The sequence below is a fragment of the Pseudomonas sp. Irchel s3h9 genome (assembly GCF_900187475.1).
In the GTDB taxonomy this organism is placed as follows: Bacteria; Pseudomonadota; Gammaproteobacteria; order Pseudomonadales; family Pseudomonadaceae; genus Aquipseudomonas; species Aquipseudomonas neuropathica.
In genome coordinates this window covers 1-18,860 of record NZ_FYDH01000008.1, presented here as the reverse complement: position 1 = coordinate 18,860, position 18,860 = coordinate 1, and the positions used below count along the sequence as shown (strand labels likewise).

Sequence of the window (18,860 nt, the reverse complement as noted above, 5' to 3'; positions counted from 1 at the left end):
TCAGGCAACCGGTGCCGGTGGCGGCTCGTCCGGAAGCGTCGGTTCGCCAGGCTCGGAGGGTTGTTCGTTGGGGGTATCGGGATCGGGCTGTCCGGGAATTCCGCCGGCCATGCTCAGTGGCGGATGCGCCAACAAGGACCAGGCCAATACGCCAATCTGATTGGGCTCGAGCCTTGCCAGTTCGGCAGTGATTTGCGGATCGATCTTCATAGGGCACTCCTCGGCGAAGGCCCGTTTTGCCGAAAGCAAAAACGGGCAGTACACCCCATAGAGTGTCTGCCCGCCAAAGAATTCCCGCGATCTGTCGGATGGACCGATCAGGTGCGCGGCAAGGTCACGCCACGCTGGCCCTGGTACTTGCCACCGCGATCCTTATAGGACACTTCACATTCCTCGTCGGATTCGAGGAACAGCATCTGCGCCACGCCTTCGTTGGCGTAGATTTTCGCCGGCAGGTTGGTGGTGTTGGAGAACTCCAGGGTCACGTGGCCTTCCCACTCAGGCTCAAGCGGTGTGACGTTAACGATGATGCCGCAACGCGCGTAGGTGCTTTTGCCCAGACAGATGGTCAGCACATTGCGCGGAATGCGGAAATATTCGACGGTGCTGGCCAGGGCGAAGGAGTTCGGCGGAATGATGCAAACGTCGCTGTGGACGTCGACGAAGCTGCCCGGATCGAAGTTTTTCGGGTCGACGATGGACGAGTTGATGTTGGTGAACACCTTGAAGTGATTGGTGCAGCGCACGTCGTAGCCGTAGCTCGACACACCGTAGGAGATCACTCGGCTGTCATCGCTGCCGCGCATCTGGCGCTCGACGAACGGCTCGATCATGCCCTGTTCCTGCGCCATGCGGCGAATCCACTTGTCCGATTTGATGCTCATGGCGGGGTGTCCTGAATAGCGAGGTGGAAAAATTCTGTCCGGCATCTTACCGGGCGCGCCGCCCGGTTCAAAGTGCGCGGTGCAATTCTCGCCGAACACCCATGAAATACGGGCTTTGGCGACGAACCGTCACACCGCCGATCCCGAAAACAGAGAAACCTTCGCAAGAAGCATTGGCACTTCTCGGAAACTGGGTTAAGGTGGCGTCACTGTGTTGCTTGTGTCACTGAGAATCTCTACACGATATGTTGAATTTCGATCCAACCATCTACAAGAATTTTTCCTGCTCTTTGCACTCAGTCTCGGCCAGGGTTCTTCCTGAGTCGCAGTTATCTTTGTTCAAGGAGTTACACCATGTCTAATCGCCAAACCGGTACCGTTAAGTGGTTCAACGATGAAAAAGGCTTCGGCTTCATCACTCCACAATCCGGTGACGACCTGTTCGTTCACTTCAAAGCTATCCAATCCGACGGCTTCAAAAGCCTGAAAGAAGGCCAACAGGTTTCTTTCATCGCTACCCGCGGTCAGAAAGGCATGCAAGCTGAAGAAGTACAAGTTATCTAACTTGTAGCTTCTTTAGAAAAGAGCCCCGCCCTTAAAAGCGGGGCTTTTTTGTGGGCGCCTCTTTTCCGGGCGTAAAAAAAGATCGCAGCCTTCGGCAGCTCCTACAGGATGTACATCAATTCTCTGTAGGAGCTGCCGAAGGCTGCGATTTTTTGTGGGTGCCTTACCAGGCCACGCCAAACCCGGCGGTATAACGGGTCTTGTTCAGATCGGCATCGTTGGTGCCGCTGATGATGTCGCGTTCAGCCTTGAGGTTGAGCGATGCCCAGTCGGTGACCTTGTAGCGCAGCCCCAATTCAGCATCCAGCGCGTAATCGGCGACACCGGACAGCGGCTTGCCCACTTCACCGTTGGTGAAGAACTCGACTTTCTTGCCGATCAGGTAACGGTTGTAATCCCACTTCATCGCGACAGAATAGAAGTTGTCCTTGCTGCCATCGCGATACTCGTAGTCGGTGCGGTTAAGCAGCGAGCCCAGCGAGAACGCGCCCAACTCGTCATCCCAGAACTGATAGCCGGGACCGGTACCGACCACACGCTGGCGTGCCAGCTCTTCGATGTGATCACGCTTGTAGTTCAGACGGCCCTGCCAAAACCATTTATCGGTCAGGAAGCGGTCGAGTGCGTACTCGGCGCGCCAGTTATTGGTAGTGGTCTCGTCGTCTTGCACTTCGCGGTTGTACTCACCTTCGGCGGTATGACGCCAGCGACCATGACGCGCCGTGGTCTTGAAGCCGACATCGTAGTCATCGGTGTCTTTCTCGGCGCGTTGATAATCCAGCGCCAGGTCGACATTGCCCTTCCACACCAGATCTTCGACCACCGGTTTCGGCTTGAGAATCTGCTGAATGCTCGCCAGCTCAACGGTTTTCGGCGCCTCACCATTGGCCAGGGTGACCTTGCCATCTTCGGCAGCCGTCAGCGACTTGGACACTTCACCGCTGTAGGCATCCTGTTTGACCAGCAAGTGCTGATCACTGTCCAGCGTCTTGACCTCTTTCCAGTCAATGGTGACCGCACCGGCGTATTTGGTCTGGATCAACAGCTTGCCGCCATCGAACACGGTGATGGTGCCGCTCAACTTGTCACCGTTCTTCAACCAGACGGTGTCGGCAAGCAGGGGCGTGGACGCACTGAAAACAGCAAGGCACAGCAGGGATCTGGACAACATAAGCAAATCGAAGGCTCAAGTTTGCGAAAAAAGGTCGGCATTATCCGTAGGAATAAGACCCTGACAAGGACTGACCGGACTATTTCCGATGAGTTCATTTCTCAATTGCGCGATCACCGATTACTCTGAAAGCCATCAAACTGTTCATGCTCAGGAACCGCGCACGTGAAAGACCCGCTCGACAGCGTTGAAAACGATGCGCAAATCCGACGCACGGCGCTCTACTCGACGCTCGCCCAAGTGCCCGAAGGCAAAGTCGTCAGCTATGGTCAGTTAGCTGAACTGGCCGGATTGGGGCGCGCCGCCCGCTGGGTCGGCCGCACCTTGAGTCAGTTACCCGGCGATACAAAGCTGCCCTGGCACCGCGTGCTGGGCGCCGGCGGTCGGATCAGCCTGCCGGTGGGCAGCCCGTCCGGCGATGAACAGCGGGCCCGATTGCGCATGGAAGGCATCACCGTCCTGAACAATCGTGTGGATATTCAGCGCCATGGCTGGCGTCCGGTAGAGCACAGCGGTTAGAGTGCGCGCTTTGTTTCCGCAATCTTGAGGCAGACTTCAGCCCATGCCCCGTAAAACCTGGCGCGCCGCGCTAGCCGCTTATGCCAGTCCTTCGACGCTCGTGCTGTTGTTGCTCGGTTTCGCCGCCGGCCTGCCGTACATGCTGGTGTTCTCTACGCTATCCGTCTGGCTGCGTGAAGCCGGTGTCGCCCGTGAAACCATCGGCTACGCCAGCCTGATCGGCCTGGCCTATGCGTTCAAATGGGTCTGGTCACCTTTACTCGACCAATGGCGCCTGCCGTTGCTGGGCAAACTTGGCCGTCGCCGTTCGTGGCTGGTGCTCTCACAAGCCCTGGTCATCCTCGGCTTGATCGGCATGGGTTTCTGCGACCCGCAAAAGCACCTGTCCTGGTTGATCGCCATTGCTGTTGTTGTCGCCTTCGCCTCCGCCACCCAAGACATCGCGGTCGACGCCTATCGCCTGGAAATCGCCGAAGACAACCGCCAGGCCGCCCTCGCCGCCAGCTATATGTCCGGGTATCGCGTGGCTGCGCTGCTGGCCACTGCTGGCGCGCTGTTCTTCGCTGAGGGCTTCGGCTCCACTGGCTTCAACTATCAGCATTCGGCCTGGGCCGGCACCTACGCGCTGTTCGGTGCACTGATGATTCCCGCGCTGCTGACCACGCTGTTCATGCGCGAGCCGCCGGTGCCGCTACGCACTCAGTTGCAGGCCGGGCGTTACACCTTCATGCACCAACTGATGTCGGTGTTTGTGCTGATCGTGTTGCTGGTCTCGGTACCGGCGATGTTCACCCAGCTCTACAACACTGATTTCGCCAGCGTACTGTTCGGCGGCATGAGCCCGCTCGACCTGCTGCTCGAAGACCGCGCGTTCCTGCGTGCCATTCTGTATACGCTGCTGACCGGTCTGTGCCTGTCGACCATGGGCCGTCGCGGCCTCGCCCCGGTGCTGACGCCGGTCAACGACTTCATTCTGCGCTATCGCTGGCAGGCACTGCTGTTGCTCGGCCTGATCGCCACCTATCGAATGTCGGACACGGTGATGGGCGTCATGGCCAACGTGTTCTACATCGATCAGGGTTTTACCAAGGATCAGATTGCCAGTGTCAGCAAGATCTTCGGGCTGATCATGACGCTGGTCGGCGCCGGTATGGGCGGCCTGCTGATCGTGCGCTTCGGCATTCTGCCGATCCTGTTCATCGGCGGCGCGGCCTCGGCAGCCACCAACCTGCTGTTCGTCATGCTCGCTGACATGGGTCCGAACCTGCAGATGCTGATGGTGACCATTTCCCTCGATAACTTCAGCTCCGGCCTGGCGACGTCGGCGTTCGTTGCCTACCTGTCGAGCCTGACCAACCTGAAGTTCTCGGCCACGCAATACGCGCTGCTCAGCTCGATCATGCTGCTGTTGCCGCGCCTGATGGGCGGGTATTCCGGTGTCTTGGTGGAAAAGTTCGGCTATCACAGCTTCTTCCTGATCACCGCTCTGCTCGGCGTGCCGACGCTGATTCTGATCGCGTTGCACTGGTTCCAGGAAAGCCGCCGCGAAGGCCCGACGCCAACGCCCGAGCCTGTGCCGACGCCGATCGCAGAAGAATCGTAAGACGTTTCGGCAACGGCGGGAGGAATCTCGCCGTCGTGCCTCCCCACTGACCTCACGCCTGTACGTCGGCAAATCTCGCCGGTACACTGCGGAGTCATTTCCAGTCATAGCAACCGACAACGGCCAACCATGCGCACCAGTCAATTTTTGCTCGCCACACAGAAAGAAACGCCTTCCGACGCGGTCGTGATCAGCCACCAGCTGATGCTGCGCGCCGGCATGATCCGCAAACTCGCCTCGGGCCTGTACACCTGGCTGCCCATGGGCCTGCGAGTCATGCGCAAGGTTGAAGCCATCGTTCGCGAAGAGATGAACGCTGCCGGTTCTCTGGAAGTGTTGATGCCGAGCACCCAACCGGCCGAGCTGTGGCAGGAATCGGGGCGCTGGGAAGAGTACGGCCCTGAACTGCTGCGCATCAAAGACCGCCACGGTCGCGACTTCTGCGCGGGCCCGACCCACGAAGAAGTGATCACTGATCTGATGCGCAACGAGTTGAGCAGCTACAAACAGCTGCCGATCAACCTGTACCAGATCCAGACCAAATTCCGTGACGAAATCCGCCCACGCTTCGGTTTGATGCGTGGCCGTGAATTCATCATGAAAGATGCTTACTCGTTCCACGCTGATCAGGCATCGCTGCAGGTCACCTATGACCGCATGCACCAAGCGTACTGCAACGTGTTTACCCGCTTGGGCCTGAAATTCCGTCCGGTTGAAGCCGACAACGGTTCGATCGGTGGTGCCGGTTCGCACGAATTCCACGTACTGGCCGAATCCGGCGAAGACGACATCGTCTTCAGCAACGGCTCCGACTACGCGGCGAACATCGAAAAAGCCGAAGCCGTGCCACGCGAAACTTCGCGCCCTGCTCCGACCGAAGAGCTGCGCCTGGTCGATACGCCAGACACCAAAACCATCGCGGCGCTGGTGGAAAAATTCAATCTGCCGATTGAAAAGACCATCAAGACCCTGATCGTGCGCGCCGAAGAAGAAGGCAAGCTGATCGCACTGGTCATCCGTGGCGACCACGAGCTCAACGAAATCAAGGCTGCCCAGCAACCTGGCGTAGCCAGCCCGCTGGTCATGGCCACCGATGCCGAACTGCGTGACGCCATCGGCGCCGGCGCCGGTTCGCTCGGCCCGCTGAACCTGCCGCTGCCAATCATCATCGACCGTTCGGTCGAGCTGATGAGCGACTTCGGTATCGGCGCGAACATCGACGACAAACACTACTTCGGCGTGAACTGGGAGCGTGACCTGCCAGTTCCGACCGTGGCTGACCTGCGTAACGTGGTCGCTGGTGACCCAAGCCCGGACGGCAAGGGCACGCTGGAAATCAAGCGCGGTATCGAAGTCGGGCACATCTTCCAGCTTGGCAACAAGTACAGCAAAGCGATGAAGTGTGAAGTGCTGGGCGAGAACGGCAAGCCAGTCACCCTGGAAATGGGTTGCTACGGCATCGGCGTGTCTCGCGTGGTGGCTGCGGCCATTGAGCAAAACAACGACGCCAACGGCATCATCTGGAGCGACACCCTGGCGCCGTTCCAGATCGCTCTGGTACCGCTGCGCTATGAAACCGAGCAGGTGCGCGAAGCCACCGACAAGCTGTACGCCGAACTGACAGCCGCCGGTTTCGAAGTGCTGCTGGACGATCGCGACAAGAAAACCAGCCCGGGCATCAAGTTCGCGGACATGGAGCTGATCGGCATTCCACACCGGATCGTGGTCAGCGACCGCGGTCTTGCCGAAGGCAACCTGGAATACAAGAGCCGTACCGAGCCGGAAGCGCAAGCGCTACCGGTCGCCGATGTGGTGTCCTTCCTTCAGGCCCGTATCCGCCGCTGAAACCAGATAGAGACGTCATGTTCAAGCGAAACACCTTAGGCCTAGGTGGCACCGCCCTGTGCGGTGCCCTGCTGGTCAGCGGCTGTGCCAATCACATGTCACAACGCAGCGAGCACGAAGAGCGGGTCGAGCGAAAGTTGCTCGACCACAGCCTGCAGATCGATGTCGGTGAGCCTAAGGAGCTTGAGCTGCCGCAGCGACGCGTAAAGATCAACGAGCAGAAGACCTTCGAAGTCACCGAGTTCGAAGTGACGCGTCGCTACGATCGCTACACGCCTTACCAGCCTTGGCGGGAGATCTATGAGATTCCGCTGGGCGCGGTAGCCGTGGTGGGCGGCATCGGCGCCAACGTGGTCAATGTGTTCGCCCTCGGCAACTTGCCGGACAGCGTCACCAGGGACTGGCTGAGCTATGGTTTTGCCGGGCTCAACCCATTCATGAACGCGCAGTCCAACGGTCGTGCGCAACAGAACCTGGCCGGCATCGATGAAGTCCAGCGCGACAAGCGTACGGAGTATTCGAGCCTGCCGTGGAGCGAACGTCCGGTGCAGGTCAAGGCTGGCAAACAGACCTTCGACATGACCACTGATCGTAACGGTGTACTGCGCCTGAACCTGCTCGACAGTCCGTTTGCCGAAAATGACCTTAATCATGTCGGCAAACTGCAGATCAGCGTCGAAGACGCCAAGGATGACGTGCACTCTGACTCATCGCTGGTGATCAGCAGTCATCTGCGTGGCAAGTTGCTGGAAGCGCACGGGCTGATTTATGACGACCTGGAAGACGACGAAGTGAGCCAGTGGGTACACCGGGTCAAACGTCTGTCGGAACTGGGTCTGGAAGAAGAGGCCAGCGAGCTGGAACAAAGCCTCATCGAACTGACGCGTAACGATCCTGAGTTGCAGGCTGAGTTTCTCAAGTCGCTGACCAAGGATGCCGGACGTCTGGTGGCGGATCCGGGACCGAATTAAGGCCCCATAAAAGATCGCAGCCTTCGGCAGCTCCTACATTGGAACGCGTTTTCCTGTAGGAGCTGCCGAAGGCTGCGATCTTTTGACTTTAACGTTCAAACAACTCCATCTGCTCAAACCCACCCCGCAAATCCTCCAGCCTTACCCCAACCCCCAACAACCGCACCGGTTTCCCGCCGCGATTGAACGCCTGCGTCAGCATCAACTGATAACTGCCCAGATCCCGCCCTGCCCCGGCCTGCTCGAGTGTCGTCTGGGTAAAGTCATGAAACTTCACTTTGACGAACGGCTTGCCCGGCCGATAACTGCTGTCGATCCGCGCCATACGGGTTTTCAGGGTTTCGAGCAGTTCGGGCAATTTATCCAGGCAACTGCGCAGATCCGGCAGATCAACGTCGTAGGTATTTTCCACACTGATCGACTGACGCCGACTGTCGTTGTGCACCAGCCGGTCATCGATCCCACGGGCCAGACTCCACAGTCGCTCGCCAAAACTGCCGAACTCGCGCACCAGCGCCAGCTTGTCCCACTCGCGCAAGTGCTGGCAGTCGACGATCCCCAGCTTGCCGAGCTTGTCGGCGGTGACCTTGCCGACGCCGTGCAACTTGCTCACCGGCAAACCGCTGACAAACTCCTCCACCTGATCCGGCGTAATAACGAACAAGCCGTTGGGCTTTTTCCAGTCACTGGCGATTTTTGCCAGAAACTTGTTCGGCGCCACGCCCGCAGACACGGTGATGTGCAATTGATTGGAGACCCGCCGGCGAATGTCTTGGGCAATGCGTGTGGCACTGCCGCCGAAATGCGCGCTATCGGAAACATCCAGATAAGCCTCATCCAGCGACAGCGGTTCAATCAGGTCGGTGTAGTCGCTGAAGATCGTGTGTATTTCTTTCGACGCTTCGCGATAGGCGTCCATGCGCGGCTTGACGATGGTCAGGTCCGGGCACAGCTTCAAAGCATGTCCCGAAGCCATCGCCGAACGCACGCCATAGGCCCGCGCTTCGTAATTGCAGGTGGCGATCACCCCGCGCCGGTCCGCCGAACCACCCACCGCCAACGGCTTGCCGGCCAGACGCGGGTCATCGCGCATCTCGATGGCGGCGTAGAAACAGTCGCAGTCAATGTGGATGATTTTTCGCTGAGTCATGTCAGAAAAGGAAACGTGGCGTACCGGATCGGCAGTATCTCACTGACACCTGTATATAGCACCAGTGGTATGAATGTTCTTTCCAGGCGGTAGGAAATGTCCTTTGAATTTATTTTCTCAATCGACGAGCGGCCGCCAATAGAGCTGAAAGCCTTGCCCAGCCTGACCTGTAGCGTAACAAACACCCGGAAAAATGCGCTAACCGATTGAACCTCAACAGATTTATCCAGATTGCGGGTTGACACCCCTGCGTTCCTCTGTAGAATGCCGACCCACAGACGCGGGATGGAGCAGTCTGGTAGCTCGTCGGGCTCATAACCCGAAGGTCGTCGGTTCAAATCCGGCTCCCGCAACCAAACATCAAAAAAGGCTACTCGAAAGAGTGGCCTTTTTTGTGCGCGTCTGTTTTGTCGATTTCCTCTTCTTATAAAGAAGCGATCGCCAAACAGGAATTCTTTGCATTTCCGAAACTTAACGCATCAGCTGCGACCGTTTGACGCGAATGCACACTTATTTGACCCTTTATGGGATTAGCGGTTGACACCTCGCCGTTCGCCTGTAGAATGCCGCCACACAGACGCGGGATGGAGCAGTCTGGTAGCTCGTCGGGCTCATAACCCGAAGGTCGTCGGTTCAAATCCGGCTCCCGCAACCAAACATCAAAAAAGGCTACTCGAAAGAGTGGCCTTTTTTGTATCTGTTGAAAAAGTCCTTTCGCAACAATGATCTGTCACTGTGCAGTGAACCGCTTGGGATCTTCAGAAGTACTCACTTGCGACTATGCTTGAGTCGCAGGCAAGGCCTCTGCAATCCAGGAACTGCCCTCGCCGATGCCCGGTGAGAGGCGTAGTATTTTGTGATTATTTTTTTCTACAGGGATTGGTAACTTGGCTGGATACCTCCATCCTGTCGCGCACAATCCAAGAGGTGATTGATGCGCGCCAACTCGTCTGATCCACAAGACACCGTCACAGCGGAACACCCGATCAAACCCGAGCGCCTGCGCTTGCTGGATCGGTTGAGCAAATACCGTCAGCCCATCGGGCTGGGGGTCACCTTGCTGTTGTTCGCCATTGCGCTGATTGCCTGTCGTCATCTGCTCGCCGAACTCGATCTCGATGCGTTGCACGACTCGATTCTTGACGTGCCGAAACCCGCCCTGCTCGGCGCCTTCGGCGCGACCGTGGTCGGCTTCATTATTCTGCTTGGCTACGAATGGTCGGCCAGTCGCTATGCCGGCGTGACCTTGCCGCCGCGCACATTGGCGCTGGGCGGCTTCACCGCGTTTGCGATTGGCAATGCGATCGGTCTGTCGCTGCTGTCCGGCGGTTCGGTGCGCTACCGTTTATATGCACGATTGGGTCTGGGGGCGTCGGAAGTCGCGCACATGACCTTGTTCGCCAGCCTGTCGCTGGGTTGCGCCCTGCCGCCACTGGCTGCATTGGCAACGCTGAGCGACCTGCCTGCTGCCTCTCAAGCCCTGGGTTTGTCCGAAGGTCTGCTCGGCACAGTCGCCACTGTCGTGCTGGCGCTTGGCGCAGTACTGGCTGTTGGCATCTACCGTCGGCGCCTGCCGGAACAACCGTTGCGCGACAACCTGCTGGTCAGGGTTGGCCGCCGCACGTTGCGCTTGCCGGGGCGTCGCCTGACGTTCCTGCAACTGATCATTACCGCCCTCGACGTTGCCGCTGCCGCGACCGTTCTCTATCTATTGCTGCCGGAGGCGCCGCCGTTCGGCGCATTCCTGCTGGTGTACCTGTTGGCATTGGCTGCCGGTGTACTCAGTCATGTACCCGGCGGCGTCGGTGTGTTCGAAGCGATTCTGCTGGCCGCTTTCGCCGACACGCTAGGTGCCGCACCACTGGCCGCGGCGCTGCTGCTGTATCGCCTGATCTACGTGGTGTTGCCGCTGCTGGTGGCCTGCGTATTCCTGCTGATCAACGAAGGTCAGCGCCTGTTTCAAACCCAGACCATGCGCGCCGCGTCTGGTCTGGCCGCGCCGATTCTGGCGGTGTTGGTGTTCCTGTCCGGCGTGGTGCTGCTGTTTTCTGGTGCGACGCCCGAGATCGATACACGTCTGGAACACATCGGCTTTCTGATCCCGCATCGTCTGGTCGACGCCTCGCACTTCGGCGCCAGCCTGATCGGCGTGCTCTGCCTGATGCTGGCCCAGGGCCTGCGCCGGCGCCTGTCGGCGGCGTGGATGCTGACCACCATTCTGCTGCTGGTCGGCGCCCTGCTCTCGCTGCTTAAAGGCTTCGACTGGGAAGAAGCGACGCTGATGACCCTCACCGCAGCCTTGCTCGGTGTGTTCCGTCGCTCGTTCTATCGCCCGAGCCGCCTGACCGAACTGCCCTTCTCCCCCCTGTATCTGGTGGCCAGCCTCTGTGTGCTGGGCGCTTCGACGTGGCTGCTGCTGTTCGCCTATCAGGACGTGCCGTACAGCCATCAACTGTGGTGGCAGTTCACCCTCGACGCTGACGCCCCGCGTGGCCTGCGTTCGCTGCTTGGCGCTGCCGTGCTGTTGCTGGTGATCGCGCTGACCTGGCTGCTGCGCACCGCGCGCCCGGTCATTCACCTGCCGACACCTGACGAACTTGATCGCGCGGCGAAGATTCTGATGGCATCGTCGCAACCCGACGGTGGCCTCGCGCTGACCGGTGACAAGGCGCTGCTGTTTCACCAGAATGACGAAGCGTTCCTGATGTACGCACGCCGTGGCCGCAGCCTGGTGGCGCTGTACGACCCGATCGGCCCCGGCCAGCAGCGCGCCGAAATGATCTGGCAGTTCCGCGACCTTTGTGACATTCACCACGCTCGCCCGGTGTTCTACCAGGTGCGCGCGGAGAACCTGCCGTACTACATGGACATCGGCCTGACCGCGATCAAACTCGGCGAAGAAGCCCGGGTCGATCTGCTTCGCTTTGACCTGGAAGCCAAGGGCAAAGAGATGAAGGACCTGCGTTACACCTGGAACCGTGGCACCCGCGACGGCTTGTCGCTGGAAATCCACGAACCGGGCCAAGCGCCGATGGATGAGCTGAAAGTGATTTCCGATGCATGGCTGACCGGCAAGAACGTGCGTGAGAAAGGCTTCTCCCTCGGCCGATTCAGCGACGATTACCTGAAGCATTTCCGCATCGCGGTGATTCGCTTCGAAGGTCGCCCGGTGGCATTCGCCAACCTGCTCGAGACTTACAGCCATGACCTGGCCAGTCTCGACCTGATGCGCGCGCACCCGGACGCCCCCAAGCTGACCATGGAATTCATGATGGTCGGCCTGATTCAACACTATAAGAGTCACGGATACGCGCGCTTCAGCCTGGGCATGGTGCCGTTGTCGGGGTTGCAACCCCGGCGTGGTGCACCGCTGACCCAGCGACTGGGCTCGATGGTTTTCCGCCGTGGTGAGCAGCTGTACAACTTCCAAGGCTTGCGCCGCTTCAAAGACAAGTTCCAGCCTGACTGGGAACCCCGTTATATGGCCGTGCCCGCCGGACTCGATCCGCTGGTGGCGCTGGCCGACACTGCTGCCCTGATCGCGGGCGGCTTGACTGGATTGGTGAAACGCTGATGATTCAACGCTCCTTGAAGTACATCCTGGCCGCACTGATCGTGCTGGCCGTGATTGCCGGCGGCGGTTTCTGGTACCTCAAACGTCCGGCACCAGAACCGACGCTCGAACCTGTTACGACGGCAGACGGCACCGTTTTGACCCGCGTCATCCCCGGCACCAAACCCAAGGCGCAGGTGCTGGTCGCGGTCAACGACGACCAGAAACTCTCTGAAAAACAACTGACCACCCTGAGCCGCAGCGCCTCGGCGCAAATCGTTCAGGTGATTCTGCCCAAGGACTGCCTGCTGCAAAGCCGCGCCCTGCAAACCGGTCTGCGCGAACTGAACGGCCCGGCTACGCTGGTCAGCGGTATCGGCCCCGGCGCGGTACTGGCCTGGCGTTGGTTGTCTGAGCAAAAGGACGACAAGGCCCAAGCGATTTCCGTGGACCTGGCGCTGGAAAAACCCGGCTGCACTCACCTGTTGCCGAAATCCGCCGCCCACGGCCACTGGCTGGTGGCGTGGAACGACAACCCGGACGACGCCAGCGCAGGTTTCGTGCGCGATCAACCGAACGCCGAAACCAGCATCAGCGACTACGACATCAACCTGCCGCAAGTGCTGAACAACGAACTGCGCAAGATCCTCGTCGGCGGCGACAAGGCCAACGGCGGTCTGGCGATCCCGGTGGTTGAAGTGCCGGCCGGCCAGGCCAAAGACACCGTGACCCTGTTCCTCTCCGGTGACGGCGGCTGGCGCGACCTCGACCGCGACGTGGCCGGTGAAATGGCCAAGATCGGCTACCCGGTCGTCGGCATCGACACCCTGCGCTACTACTGGCAGCACAAGAGCCCGGAGCAAAGCGCACTGGACCTGACCGAACTGATGCAGCACTACCGGCAGAAATGGGGCACCAAACGCTTCATCCTCACCGGTTACTCGTTCGGCGCTGACGTACTGCCAGCGATCTACAACCGCCTGCCGGACACCGAGCAGCAACGCGTAGACGCAATCATCTTGCTGGCCTTCGCCCGCACCGGCAGCTTCGAAATCGAAGTCGAAGGCTGGTTGGGTAACGCCGGCAAAGAAGCCGCCACCGGCCCGGAAATGGCCAAGCTGCCAGCGGCCAAGGTCGTGTGCATCTATGGTGAAGAAGAGACGGATGAAAGTGGCTGCACCGACAAGACGGCAGTCGGAGAGGCGGTGAAACTGCCTGGCGGCCACCACTTCGACGAGAACTACCCGGCGCTGGCCAAGCGTTTGGTGGACTTGATCGAGAAGCGCCAGAGCAAGGACTCGGTCGCCGAAGAGTGATCTGAGCCACGCCCACAAAAGGCCCCCGCAACTTCGCAGTTACGGGGGCTTTTTACATTCCATCAGCCACGAAAATCCCCTGTGGGAAATCCCCTGTGGGAGCGAGCCTGCTCGCGAAGCGGTGGGTCAGTTTACAGATTCGTCGACTGACACTACGCCTTCGCGAGCAGGCTCGCTCCCACAAGGGAATTGCGCTGGATCAGCGGTTTTGTGCCAAGGCTCGTAAATCTCTTGACTCTTCAGGAAGCTAAAAACGCCAAGTGTCCACATTCCATAAAACGTGGACACCTGCTTGATTGGCATTATCGAATCGTCAACTCCACACTCATTCATCTGCTGAACAAATACCCGCAAAACCGCCAGCAACGTTTAGTTTCGTTTACTTCTGGTCTCGCAATATCAGATGACGCCCACAGACCTTGTAGGCAAACTCCGAAACTCGTGTTTGGACGCTCTGCCGCTCTATTGCGCTGTTTTTTGACGGGATACCCTCCGGACGTTGCTGACCCATTCAGCGATCGGGCTTGGTAACCCGGTGGAATAAGGCGCAACAGCGCACCCGACACGACTCAGGCGAAATCCCGTCCGAGCCCCTGTGTTATGGCAGCTGTGTGTGGGACGCTTTCGAGCGTGCCGGTTTCCTTGGTTCCCCGGTTTACCAACCTGCGCACAGCTGCCACCCATTCGCTTGGTATCGGATGCGGCAGCTCTCAAAATCAAGGGAACTGACAATGAACAATCCATCTGATCTTAAAACCATCGGCTTCACCCCTTTCCTCTACAACTCGTATCAAGCGTTCTTCAACGTCCGCGCCGGCATCCCGATCATCGATGCCTTGTCCCAATCCTCCGACCTGCTATCCCTCGCAAAATCCTTCGCCGAGGACGCTGCCTTCATCAGAGACACCGACCGCCACGCTTGGGCTGCGCATTACCTGACGGTGATGGGCAAGGCTTTGCTTGATGATGTGATACAGACACTGATCCCACGACCTGCGCGGACGAAGACCGAGTCTGAAGCAGAGATAACTGAAGGCCTGTAGAGGTTTGAAGATCAAAAGATCGCAGCCTTCGGCAGCTCCTACATGGAATGCGAAACCTGTAGGAGCTGCCGAAGGCTGCGATCTTTTGATCTGAAGTTGCCGCCCACAAAAAAGCCCCCGCCAACCACAAGGCTGACGGGGGCTTTTCGGTTGAGGCCAGGCTTACATCTCCACCTGCGTCCCCAACTCAATCACCCGGTTCAACGGCAAATTAAAGAACCGCAAATTCCCATTGGCATTCTTCAACATGAATGCAAACAGCGCTTCACGCCAACGCGCCATCCCCTCAAGTTTCGAGGCAATCACCGTTTCGCGGCTGAGGAAGTAGGTCGTACGCATCGGGCTGAAGTCCAGATCATCCAGATGACACAGCTTCAGCGCCTGCGGCACGTCCGGCTCGTCGGTGAAGCCGAAGTGCAGGATTACCCGGAAGAAACCCTCCCCGTGCGCTTCCACTTCGAAGCGCCGCGATGGCGGCACACGCGGGATGTCTTCGTAGACAACCGTCAGCAACACCACTTGCTCATGCAGCACCTGGTTATGCAGCAGGTTGTGCAACAGCGCATGCGGTACTGCGTCGGAGCGTGCGGTGAGGAACACGGCGGTGCCCTGCACACGATGCGGCGGTTGCACGCGAATGCTGCTGATGAAGATCGGCAGCGGCAGCGCGCCTTCGTCGAGGCGATCGACCAGCAGTTCCTTACCGCGCTTCCAAGTGGTCATCAGGACAAACAGCACAATACCCGCCAACACCGGGAAGGCACCGCCCTGGATGATCTTCGGTACGTTGGCAGCAAAGAACAAACCATCGACCAACAGGAACCCGAGCAGAATCGGCACCGCCAACAGCGGCGGCCATTTCCATAGCAGCAGGATCACCGCCGACACCAGGATGCTGGTGATCAGCATCGTGCCGGTCACGGCCACACCGTAAGCAGACGCCAACGCGCCCGAGGATTCGAAGCCAATGACCAACAGGATCACGCCGACCATCAGCGCCCAGTTCACCGCACCGATGTAAATCTGACCCTGTTCGGCACTGGAAGTGTGCTGTATGTGCATGCGCGGAATGTAGCCGAGCTGGATGGCCTGACGGGTCAACGAGAACGCGCCGGAAATCACCGCCTGCGAAGCAATGACCGTGGCCAGGGTCGCCAGCACCACCAGTGGCACCAGTGCCCAGTTCGGCGCCAGCAGGTAGAACGGATTACGCGCCGCTTCCGGGTTTTCCAGCAGCAACGCGCCCTGACCGAAGTAGTTCAGCACCAGGGCCGGAAGCACCAGAACCAACCAGGCGCGGGCGATAGGCTTGCGGCCGAAGTGGCCCATGTCGGCATACAGCGCTTCGGCACCGGTCAGCGCCAGCACAACCGCACCGAGGATCGCTACGCCCATGCCAGGATGTACGATGAAGAAACGCACGCCCCATATCGGGTTCAACGCGCTCAGCACTTCAGGGTGCTTAACGATACCGTTGACCCCCAGAGTGCCCAGCACCAGAAACCACGCCACCATTACCGGGCCAAACATCTTGCCGATGCGATCGGTGCCGTGCTTCTGAATCAGGAACAAGGCAACCAGAACTATCAACGACAGCGGCACCACCCAACGTTCAAGCCCATCGAAAGCCAGCTCCAGACCTTCAACCGCCGATAATACGGAGATGGCCGGCGTGATCATGCTGTCGCCGTAAAACAGCGCTGCACCGATCAGCCCCAGAATCACCAGCACCGCCTGCAGTTTCGGGTAGCGGCTGGATGCACGTCGCGCCAGAGCGGTCAGCGCCATGATCCCCCCTTCTCCCTGGTTGTCAGCGCGCAGTACGAACAACACGTACTTGATCGTGACCACCCAAATCAGCGACCAGAAAATCAACGACAGAATCCCGAAAACTCCGTCGTGGTTGACCGGCACCCCATAGTGACCGGCGAACACTTCTTTGAGGGTGTACAGCGGGCTGGTGCCGATGTCGCCGTAAACTACCCCGACCGCCGCGACCAGCATGCTCAGCGGCTTGGTGGCCGAACCCTCGGCGCCTGCCGCATGACTACTTGCCTGACCCATCCAACACTCCTACTTCTCAGAACCGGCTTCTTGAATGAAGCACTATGCTTTGTGGTGCAGCATGCGCTGTTTTACCTGTTGTTACAGACGTTTTGTTAACTGTAAAAAATTGGTAAAGCGCAACGGCGCGAAGCATAGCGCAGCACTCGTCGTATTTCCCTGCATAAAGCTGGTCAAGTGCGTTGCCCGCCGCTAGAATTGCGCACTTTTTGATCAGAGGCGCGCCCTAAGCGCCCGTCCGTCGGCTTTCGCACCAAGAAAGCGATGTCACAAAATACCGAGGTTAGACATGTCCACCACTCCTGCGCCGGCCAATCCGAAGGTTGGCTTTGTATCTCTGGGTTGCCCGAAAGCACTGGTCGACTCCGAGCGCATCCTGACCCAGCTGCGCATGGAAGGCTATGACGTGGTGTCCACCTATCAGGACGCCGACGTTGTAGTCGTCAACACCTGCGGTTTCATCGATTCGGCCAAGGCTGAGTCGCTGGAAGTGATCGGCGAAGCGATCAAGGAAAACGGCAAGGTGATCGTCACCGGCTGTATGGGCGTGGAAGAAGGCAATATCCGCGACGTGCACCCGAGCGTGCTGGCCGTGACCGGTCCGCAGCAGTACGAGCAAGTGGTCAACGCTGTGCACGAAGTGGTTCCACCGCGTAAGGATCACAACCCGCTGATCGACCTGGTGCCGCCACAAGGCATCAAGCTGACCCCGCGCCACTACGCCTACCTGAAGATTTCCGAAGGCTGCAACCACAGCTGCTCGTTCTGCATCATCCCGTCGATGCGCGGCAAACTGGTCAGCCGTCCGGTCGGTGATGTACTCGACGAAGCTCAGCGCCTGGTCAAATCCGGCGTTAAAGAGCTGTTGGTGATCTCGCAAGACACCAGCGCTTATGGCGTTGACGTGAAATACCGTACTGGTTTCTGGAACGGCGCGCCGGTGAAAACCCGCATGACCGAACTCTGCGAAGCGCTGAGCACTCTCGGCGTCTGGGTCCGTCTGCACTACGTTTACCCGTACCCGCACGTCGACGAGCTGATCCCGCTGATGGCCGCCGGCAAGATCCTGCCGTACCTGGACATCCCGTTCCAGCACGCCAGCCCGAAAGTGTTGAAGTCGATGAAACGCCCGGCCTTCGAAGACAAGACCCTGGCGCGGATCAAGAACTGGCGCGAAATCTGCCCGGATTTGATCATCCGTTCGACTTTCATCGTCGGCTTCCCGGGCGAAACCGAAGAAGACTTCCAGTACCTGCTGAACTGGCTGACCGAAGCCCAGCTCGACCGCGTCGGCTGCTTCCAGTACTCGCCGGTTGAAGGCGCTCCGGCCAATGATCTGGATCTGGAAGTGGTGCCGGACGAGGTCAAGCAAGATCGTTGGGATCGCTTTATGGCGCACCAGCAGGCGATCAGCTCGGCCCGCCTGCAAATGCGCATCGGCCGTGAGATTGAAGTGCTGGTCGACGAAGTTGACGAGCAAGGCGCGGTTGGCCGCTGCTTCTTCGATGCCCCGGAAATCGATGGCAACGTGTTTATCGATAACGGCAGCAATTTGAAGCCTGGCGACAAGGTCTGGTGCAAGGTTACTGACGCTGACGAATATGACCTGTGGGCTGAGCAGATCTGATCTGAAGATCAAAAGCCCCTCACCCTAACCCTCTCCCGGAGGGAGAGGGGACTGATCTATGTGTTCTTGCGAGCTGCACCGACCTGAACGTTCGAGTCGAACTCAGGTTTTGAACAGCACGAAGATCAGCTCCCTTCCCCCTCGCTCCCTCCCGGAGGGAGAGGGGACTGATCTGATCTGGTCAAACGATACTGGACACGGTTATAGGGTTTTACCCTTTTTCATGCCGCCAGGGCCTCCATGTCCACCGGAGTTCGGTAGCCATTGTGACTGTGCAGCCTGATCCGATTGTAATAATGGGTCAGGTAGCGCAATACATCGGTACTGGCCTCATCTTCGTTTCGGTAGCCAGCCTTGGGTATCCATTCAGATTTCAAACTGCCAAAGAAACGCTCCATCGGGGCGTTGTCCCAGCAGTTTCCTCGTCGACTCATGCTTTGTTTTATGCGCATGTCCGCCAGCGTTTCACGAAACACTTTACTGCTGTAATGACAGCCCTGATCCGAATGGAACATTAGGTTTTCAGGGCGTCCTCGCGACTCGAAAGCCA

Annotated in this window: 15 protein-coding genes and 2 tRNA genes; 11 read left to right on the top strand and 6 right to left on the bottom strand. The window is 58.8% G+C overall.

The features are described 5' to 3' along the window. Complete coding sequence (locus tag CKW26_RS14530; RefSeq protein WP_095049111.1) at positions 1 to 210, bottom strand: hypothetical protein; 210 nt, start codon at positions 208 to 210, stop codon at positions 1 to 3. Positions 211 to 317: 107 nt separating this feature from the next. After that, positions 318 to 884: a dCTP deaminase gene (gene dcd / locus CKW26_RS14525; protein ID WP_093436360.1), complete on the bottom strand. Its 567-nt coding sequence runs from the start codon at positions 882 to 884 to the stop codon at positions 318 to 320. 354 nt (positions 885 to 1,238) lie between these two features. Here dcd and CKW26_RS14520 point away from each other — a divergent pair, with 354 nt between their 5' ends. Further along, positions 1,239 to 1,448, top strand: a complete 210-nt coding sequence (locus CKW26_RS14520) for a cold-shock protein (protein ID WP_002554837.1) — start codon at positions 1,239 to 1,241, stop codon at positions 1,446 to 1,448. A 163-nt stretch (positions 1,449 to 1,611) separates the two neighbouring features. On the opposite strand, the gene CKW26_RS14515 is transcribed toward CKW26_RS14520, so the two are convergent. Then, the gene (locus CKW26_RS14515) at positions 1,612 to 2,619 is read right to left on the bottom strand and encodes a DUF481 domain-containing protein (protein WP_095049110.1); all 1,008 of its coding nucleotides are present in this window, start codon (positions 2,617 to 2,619) and stop codon (positions 1,612 to 1,614) included. Positions 2,620 to 2,784: 165 nt separating this feature from the next. On the opposite strand from CKW26_RS14515, the gene CKW26_RS14510 reads away from it, so the two are divergent. The 4 genes from CKW26_RS14510 to CKW26_RS14495 all read left to right on the top strand — a co-directional run bounded on the left by CKW26_RS14510 (position 2,785) and on the right by CKW26_RS14495 (position 7,557). Beyond that, the gene (locus CKW26_RS14510) at positions 2,785 to 3,138 is read left to right on the top strand and encodes an MGMT family protein (RefSeq protein WP_016985281.1); all 354 of its coding nucleotides are present in this window, start codon (positions 2,785 to 2,787) and stop codon (positions 3,136 to 3,138) included. Positions 3,139 to 3,181: 43 nt separating this feature from the next. Continuing rightward, entirely contained in the window at positions 3,182 to 4,741 is a 1,560-nt protein-coding gene (locus CKW26_RS14505; protein ID WP_095049109.1) for an AmpG family muropeptide MFS transporter, read from the top strand. Positions 4,742 to 4,870: 129 nt separating this feature from the next. Beyond that, entirely contained in the window at positions 4,871 to 6,586 is a 1,716-nt protein-coding gene (locus tag CKW26_RS14500) for a proline--tRNA ligase (protein ID WP_093436373.1), read from the top strand. Positions 6,587 to 6,603: 17 nt separating this feature from the next. Then, a complete protein-coding gene (locus CKW26_RS14495; protein WP_095049108.1) occupies positions 6,604 to 7,557 on the top strand; it encodes a hypothetical protein in 954 nt (317 codons plus the stop codon). 88 nt (positions 7,558 to 7,645) lie between these two features. Here CKW26_RS14495 and dinB read toward each other — a convergent pair whose 3' ends face one another. Beyond that, positions 7,646 to 8,707 carry a DNA polymerase IV gene (gene dinB, locus CKW26_RS14490; RefSeq protein WP_095049107.1) on the bottom strand — a complete coding sequence of 354 codons (1,062 nt, stop codon included), beginning with the start codon at positions 8,705 to 8,707 and terminating at the stop codon, positions 7,646 to 7,648. Between the two features lie 279 nt (positions 8,708 to 8,986). On the opposite strand from dinB, the gene CKW26_RS14480 reads away from it, so the two are divergent. The 5 genes from CKW26_RS14480 to CKW26_RS14455 all read left to right on the top strand — a co-directional run bounded on the left by CKW26_RS14480 (position 8,987) and on the right by CKW26_RS14455 (position 14,619). After that, positions 8,987 to 9,063: transfer RNA gene (locus tag CKW26_RS14480), tRNA-Met, on the top strand. 222 nt (positions 9,064 to 9,285) lie between these two features. After that, positions 9,286 to 9,362 (top strand) — tRNA-Met (locus tag CKW26_RS14475). A 279-nt stretch (positions 9,363 to 9,641) separates the two neighbouring features. After that, the gene (mprF, locus tag CKW26_RS14470) at positions 9,642 to 12,281 is read left to right on the top strand and encodes a bifunctional lysylphosphatidylglycerol flippase/synthetase MprF (RefSeq protein ID WP_095049105.1); all 2,640 of its coding nucleotides are present in this window, start codon (positions 9,642 to 9,644) and stop codon (positions 12,279 to 12,281) included. Then, positions 12,281 to 13,576, top strand: a complete 1,296-nt coding sequence (locus CKW26_RS14465; RefSeq protein WP_095049104.1) for a virulence factor family protein — start codon at positions 12,281 to 12,283, stop codon at positions 13,574 to 13,576. The genes mprF and CKW26_RS14465 overlap by 1 nt, the downstream gene beginning before the upstream one ends. 731 nt (positions 13,577 to 14,307) lie before the next feature. Further along, positions 14,308 to 14,619 (top strand): DUF3077 domain-containing protein, encoded by a 312-nt coding sequence (locus CKW26_RS14455; protein WP_095049102.1) that lies wholly within the window; start codon positions 14,308 to 14,310, stop codon positions 14,617 to 14,619. Positions 14,620 to 14,781: 162 nt separating this feature from the next. Here the strand turns inward: CKW26_RS14455 and CKW26_RS14450 are convergent, their stop codons facing one another. Further along, entirely contained in the window at positions 14,782 to 16,623 is a 1,842-nt protein-coding gene (locus tag CKW26_RS14450) for a potassium transporter Kup (RefSeq protein ID WP_371917966.1), read from the bottom strand. Between the two features lie 349 nt (positions 16,624 to 16,972). On the opposite strand from CKW26_RS14450, the gene rimO reads away from it, so the two are divergent. Next, positions 16,973 to 18,310, top strand: coding sequence for a 30S ribosomal protein S12 methylthiotransferase RimO (rimO, locus tag CKW26_RS14445; protein WP_095049100.1), 1,338 nt, complete (start codon positions 16,973 to 16,975; stop codon positions 18,308 to 18,310). A gap of 221 nt (positions 18,311 to 18,531) precedes the next feature. Here rimO and CKW26_RS14440 read toward each other — a convergent pair. Beyond that, positions 18,532 to 18,860, bottom strand: a 329-nt coding sequence (locus CKW26_RS14440; protein WP_141231863.1) for an integrase core domain-containing protein, incomplete at its 5' end; no start/stop codon positions are given.

What these genes read in the sequence shown, in the direction of transcription:
- CKW26_RS14455 (WP_095049102.1), top strand. Translation starts at nt 14,308, where the DNA reads ATGAACAATCCATCTGATCTTAAAACCATCGGCTTCACCCCTTTCCTC.
- CKW26_RS14520 (WP_002554837.1), top strand. Translation starts at nt 1,239, where the DNA reads ATGTCTAATCGCCAAACCGGTACCGTTAAGTGGTTCAACGATGAAAAA.
- CKW26_RS14515 (WP_095049110.1), bottom strand. Translation starts at nt 2,619, where the DNA reads ATGTTGTCCAGATCCCTGCTGTGCCTTGCTGTTTTCAGTGCGTCCACG.
- CKW26_RS14465 (WP_095049104.1), top strand. Translation starts at nt 12,281, where the DNA reads ATGATTCAACGCTCCTTGAAGTACATCCTGGCCGCACTGATCGTGCTG.
- CKW26_RS14495 (WP_095049108.1), top strand. Translation starts at nt 6,604, where the DNA reads ATGTTCAAGCGAAACACCTTAGGCCTAGGTGGCACCGCCCTGTGCGGT.
- CKW26_RS14530 (WP_095049111.1), bottom strand. Translation starts at nt 210, where the DNA reads ATGAAGATCGATCCGCAAATCACTGCCGAACTGGCAAGGCTCGAGCCC.
- mprF (WP_095049105.1), top strand. Translation starts at nt 9,642, where the DNA reads ATGCGCGCCAACTCGTCTGATCCACAAGACACCGTCACAGCGGAACAC.
- dcd (WP_093436360.1), bottom strand. Translation starts at nt 884, where the DNA reads ATGAGCATCAAATCGGACAAGTGGATTCGCCGCATGGCGCAGGAACAG.
- rimO (WP_095049100.1), top strand. Translation starts at nt 16,973, where the DNA reads ATGTCCACCACTCCTGCGCCGGCCAATCCGAAGGTTGGCTTTGTATCT.
- dinB (WP_095049107.1), bottom strand. Translation starts at nt 8,707, where the DNA reads ATGACTCAGCGAAAAATCATCCACATTGACTGCGACTGTTTCTACGCC.
- CKW26_RS14505 (WP_095049109.1), top strand. Translation starts at nt 3,182, where the DNA reads ATGCCCCGTAAAACCTGGCGCGCCGCGCTAGCCGCTTATGCCAGTCCT.
- CKW26_RS14450 (WP_371917966.1), bottom strand. Translation starts at nt 16,623, where the DNA reads ATGCTGGTCGCGGCGGTCGGGGTAGTTTACGGCGACATCGGCACCAGC.
- CKW26_RS14500 (WP_093436373.1), top strand. Translation starts at nt 4,871, where the DNA reads ATGCGCACCAGTCAATTTTTGCTCGCCACACAGAAAGAAACGCCTTCC.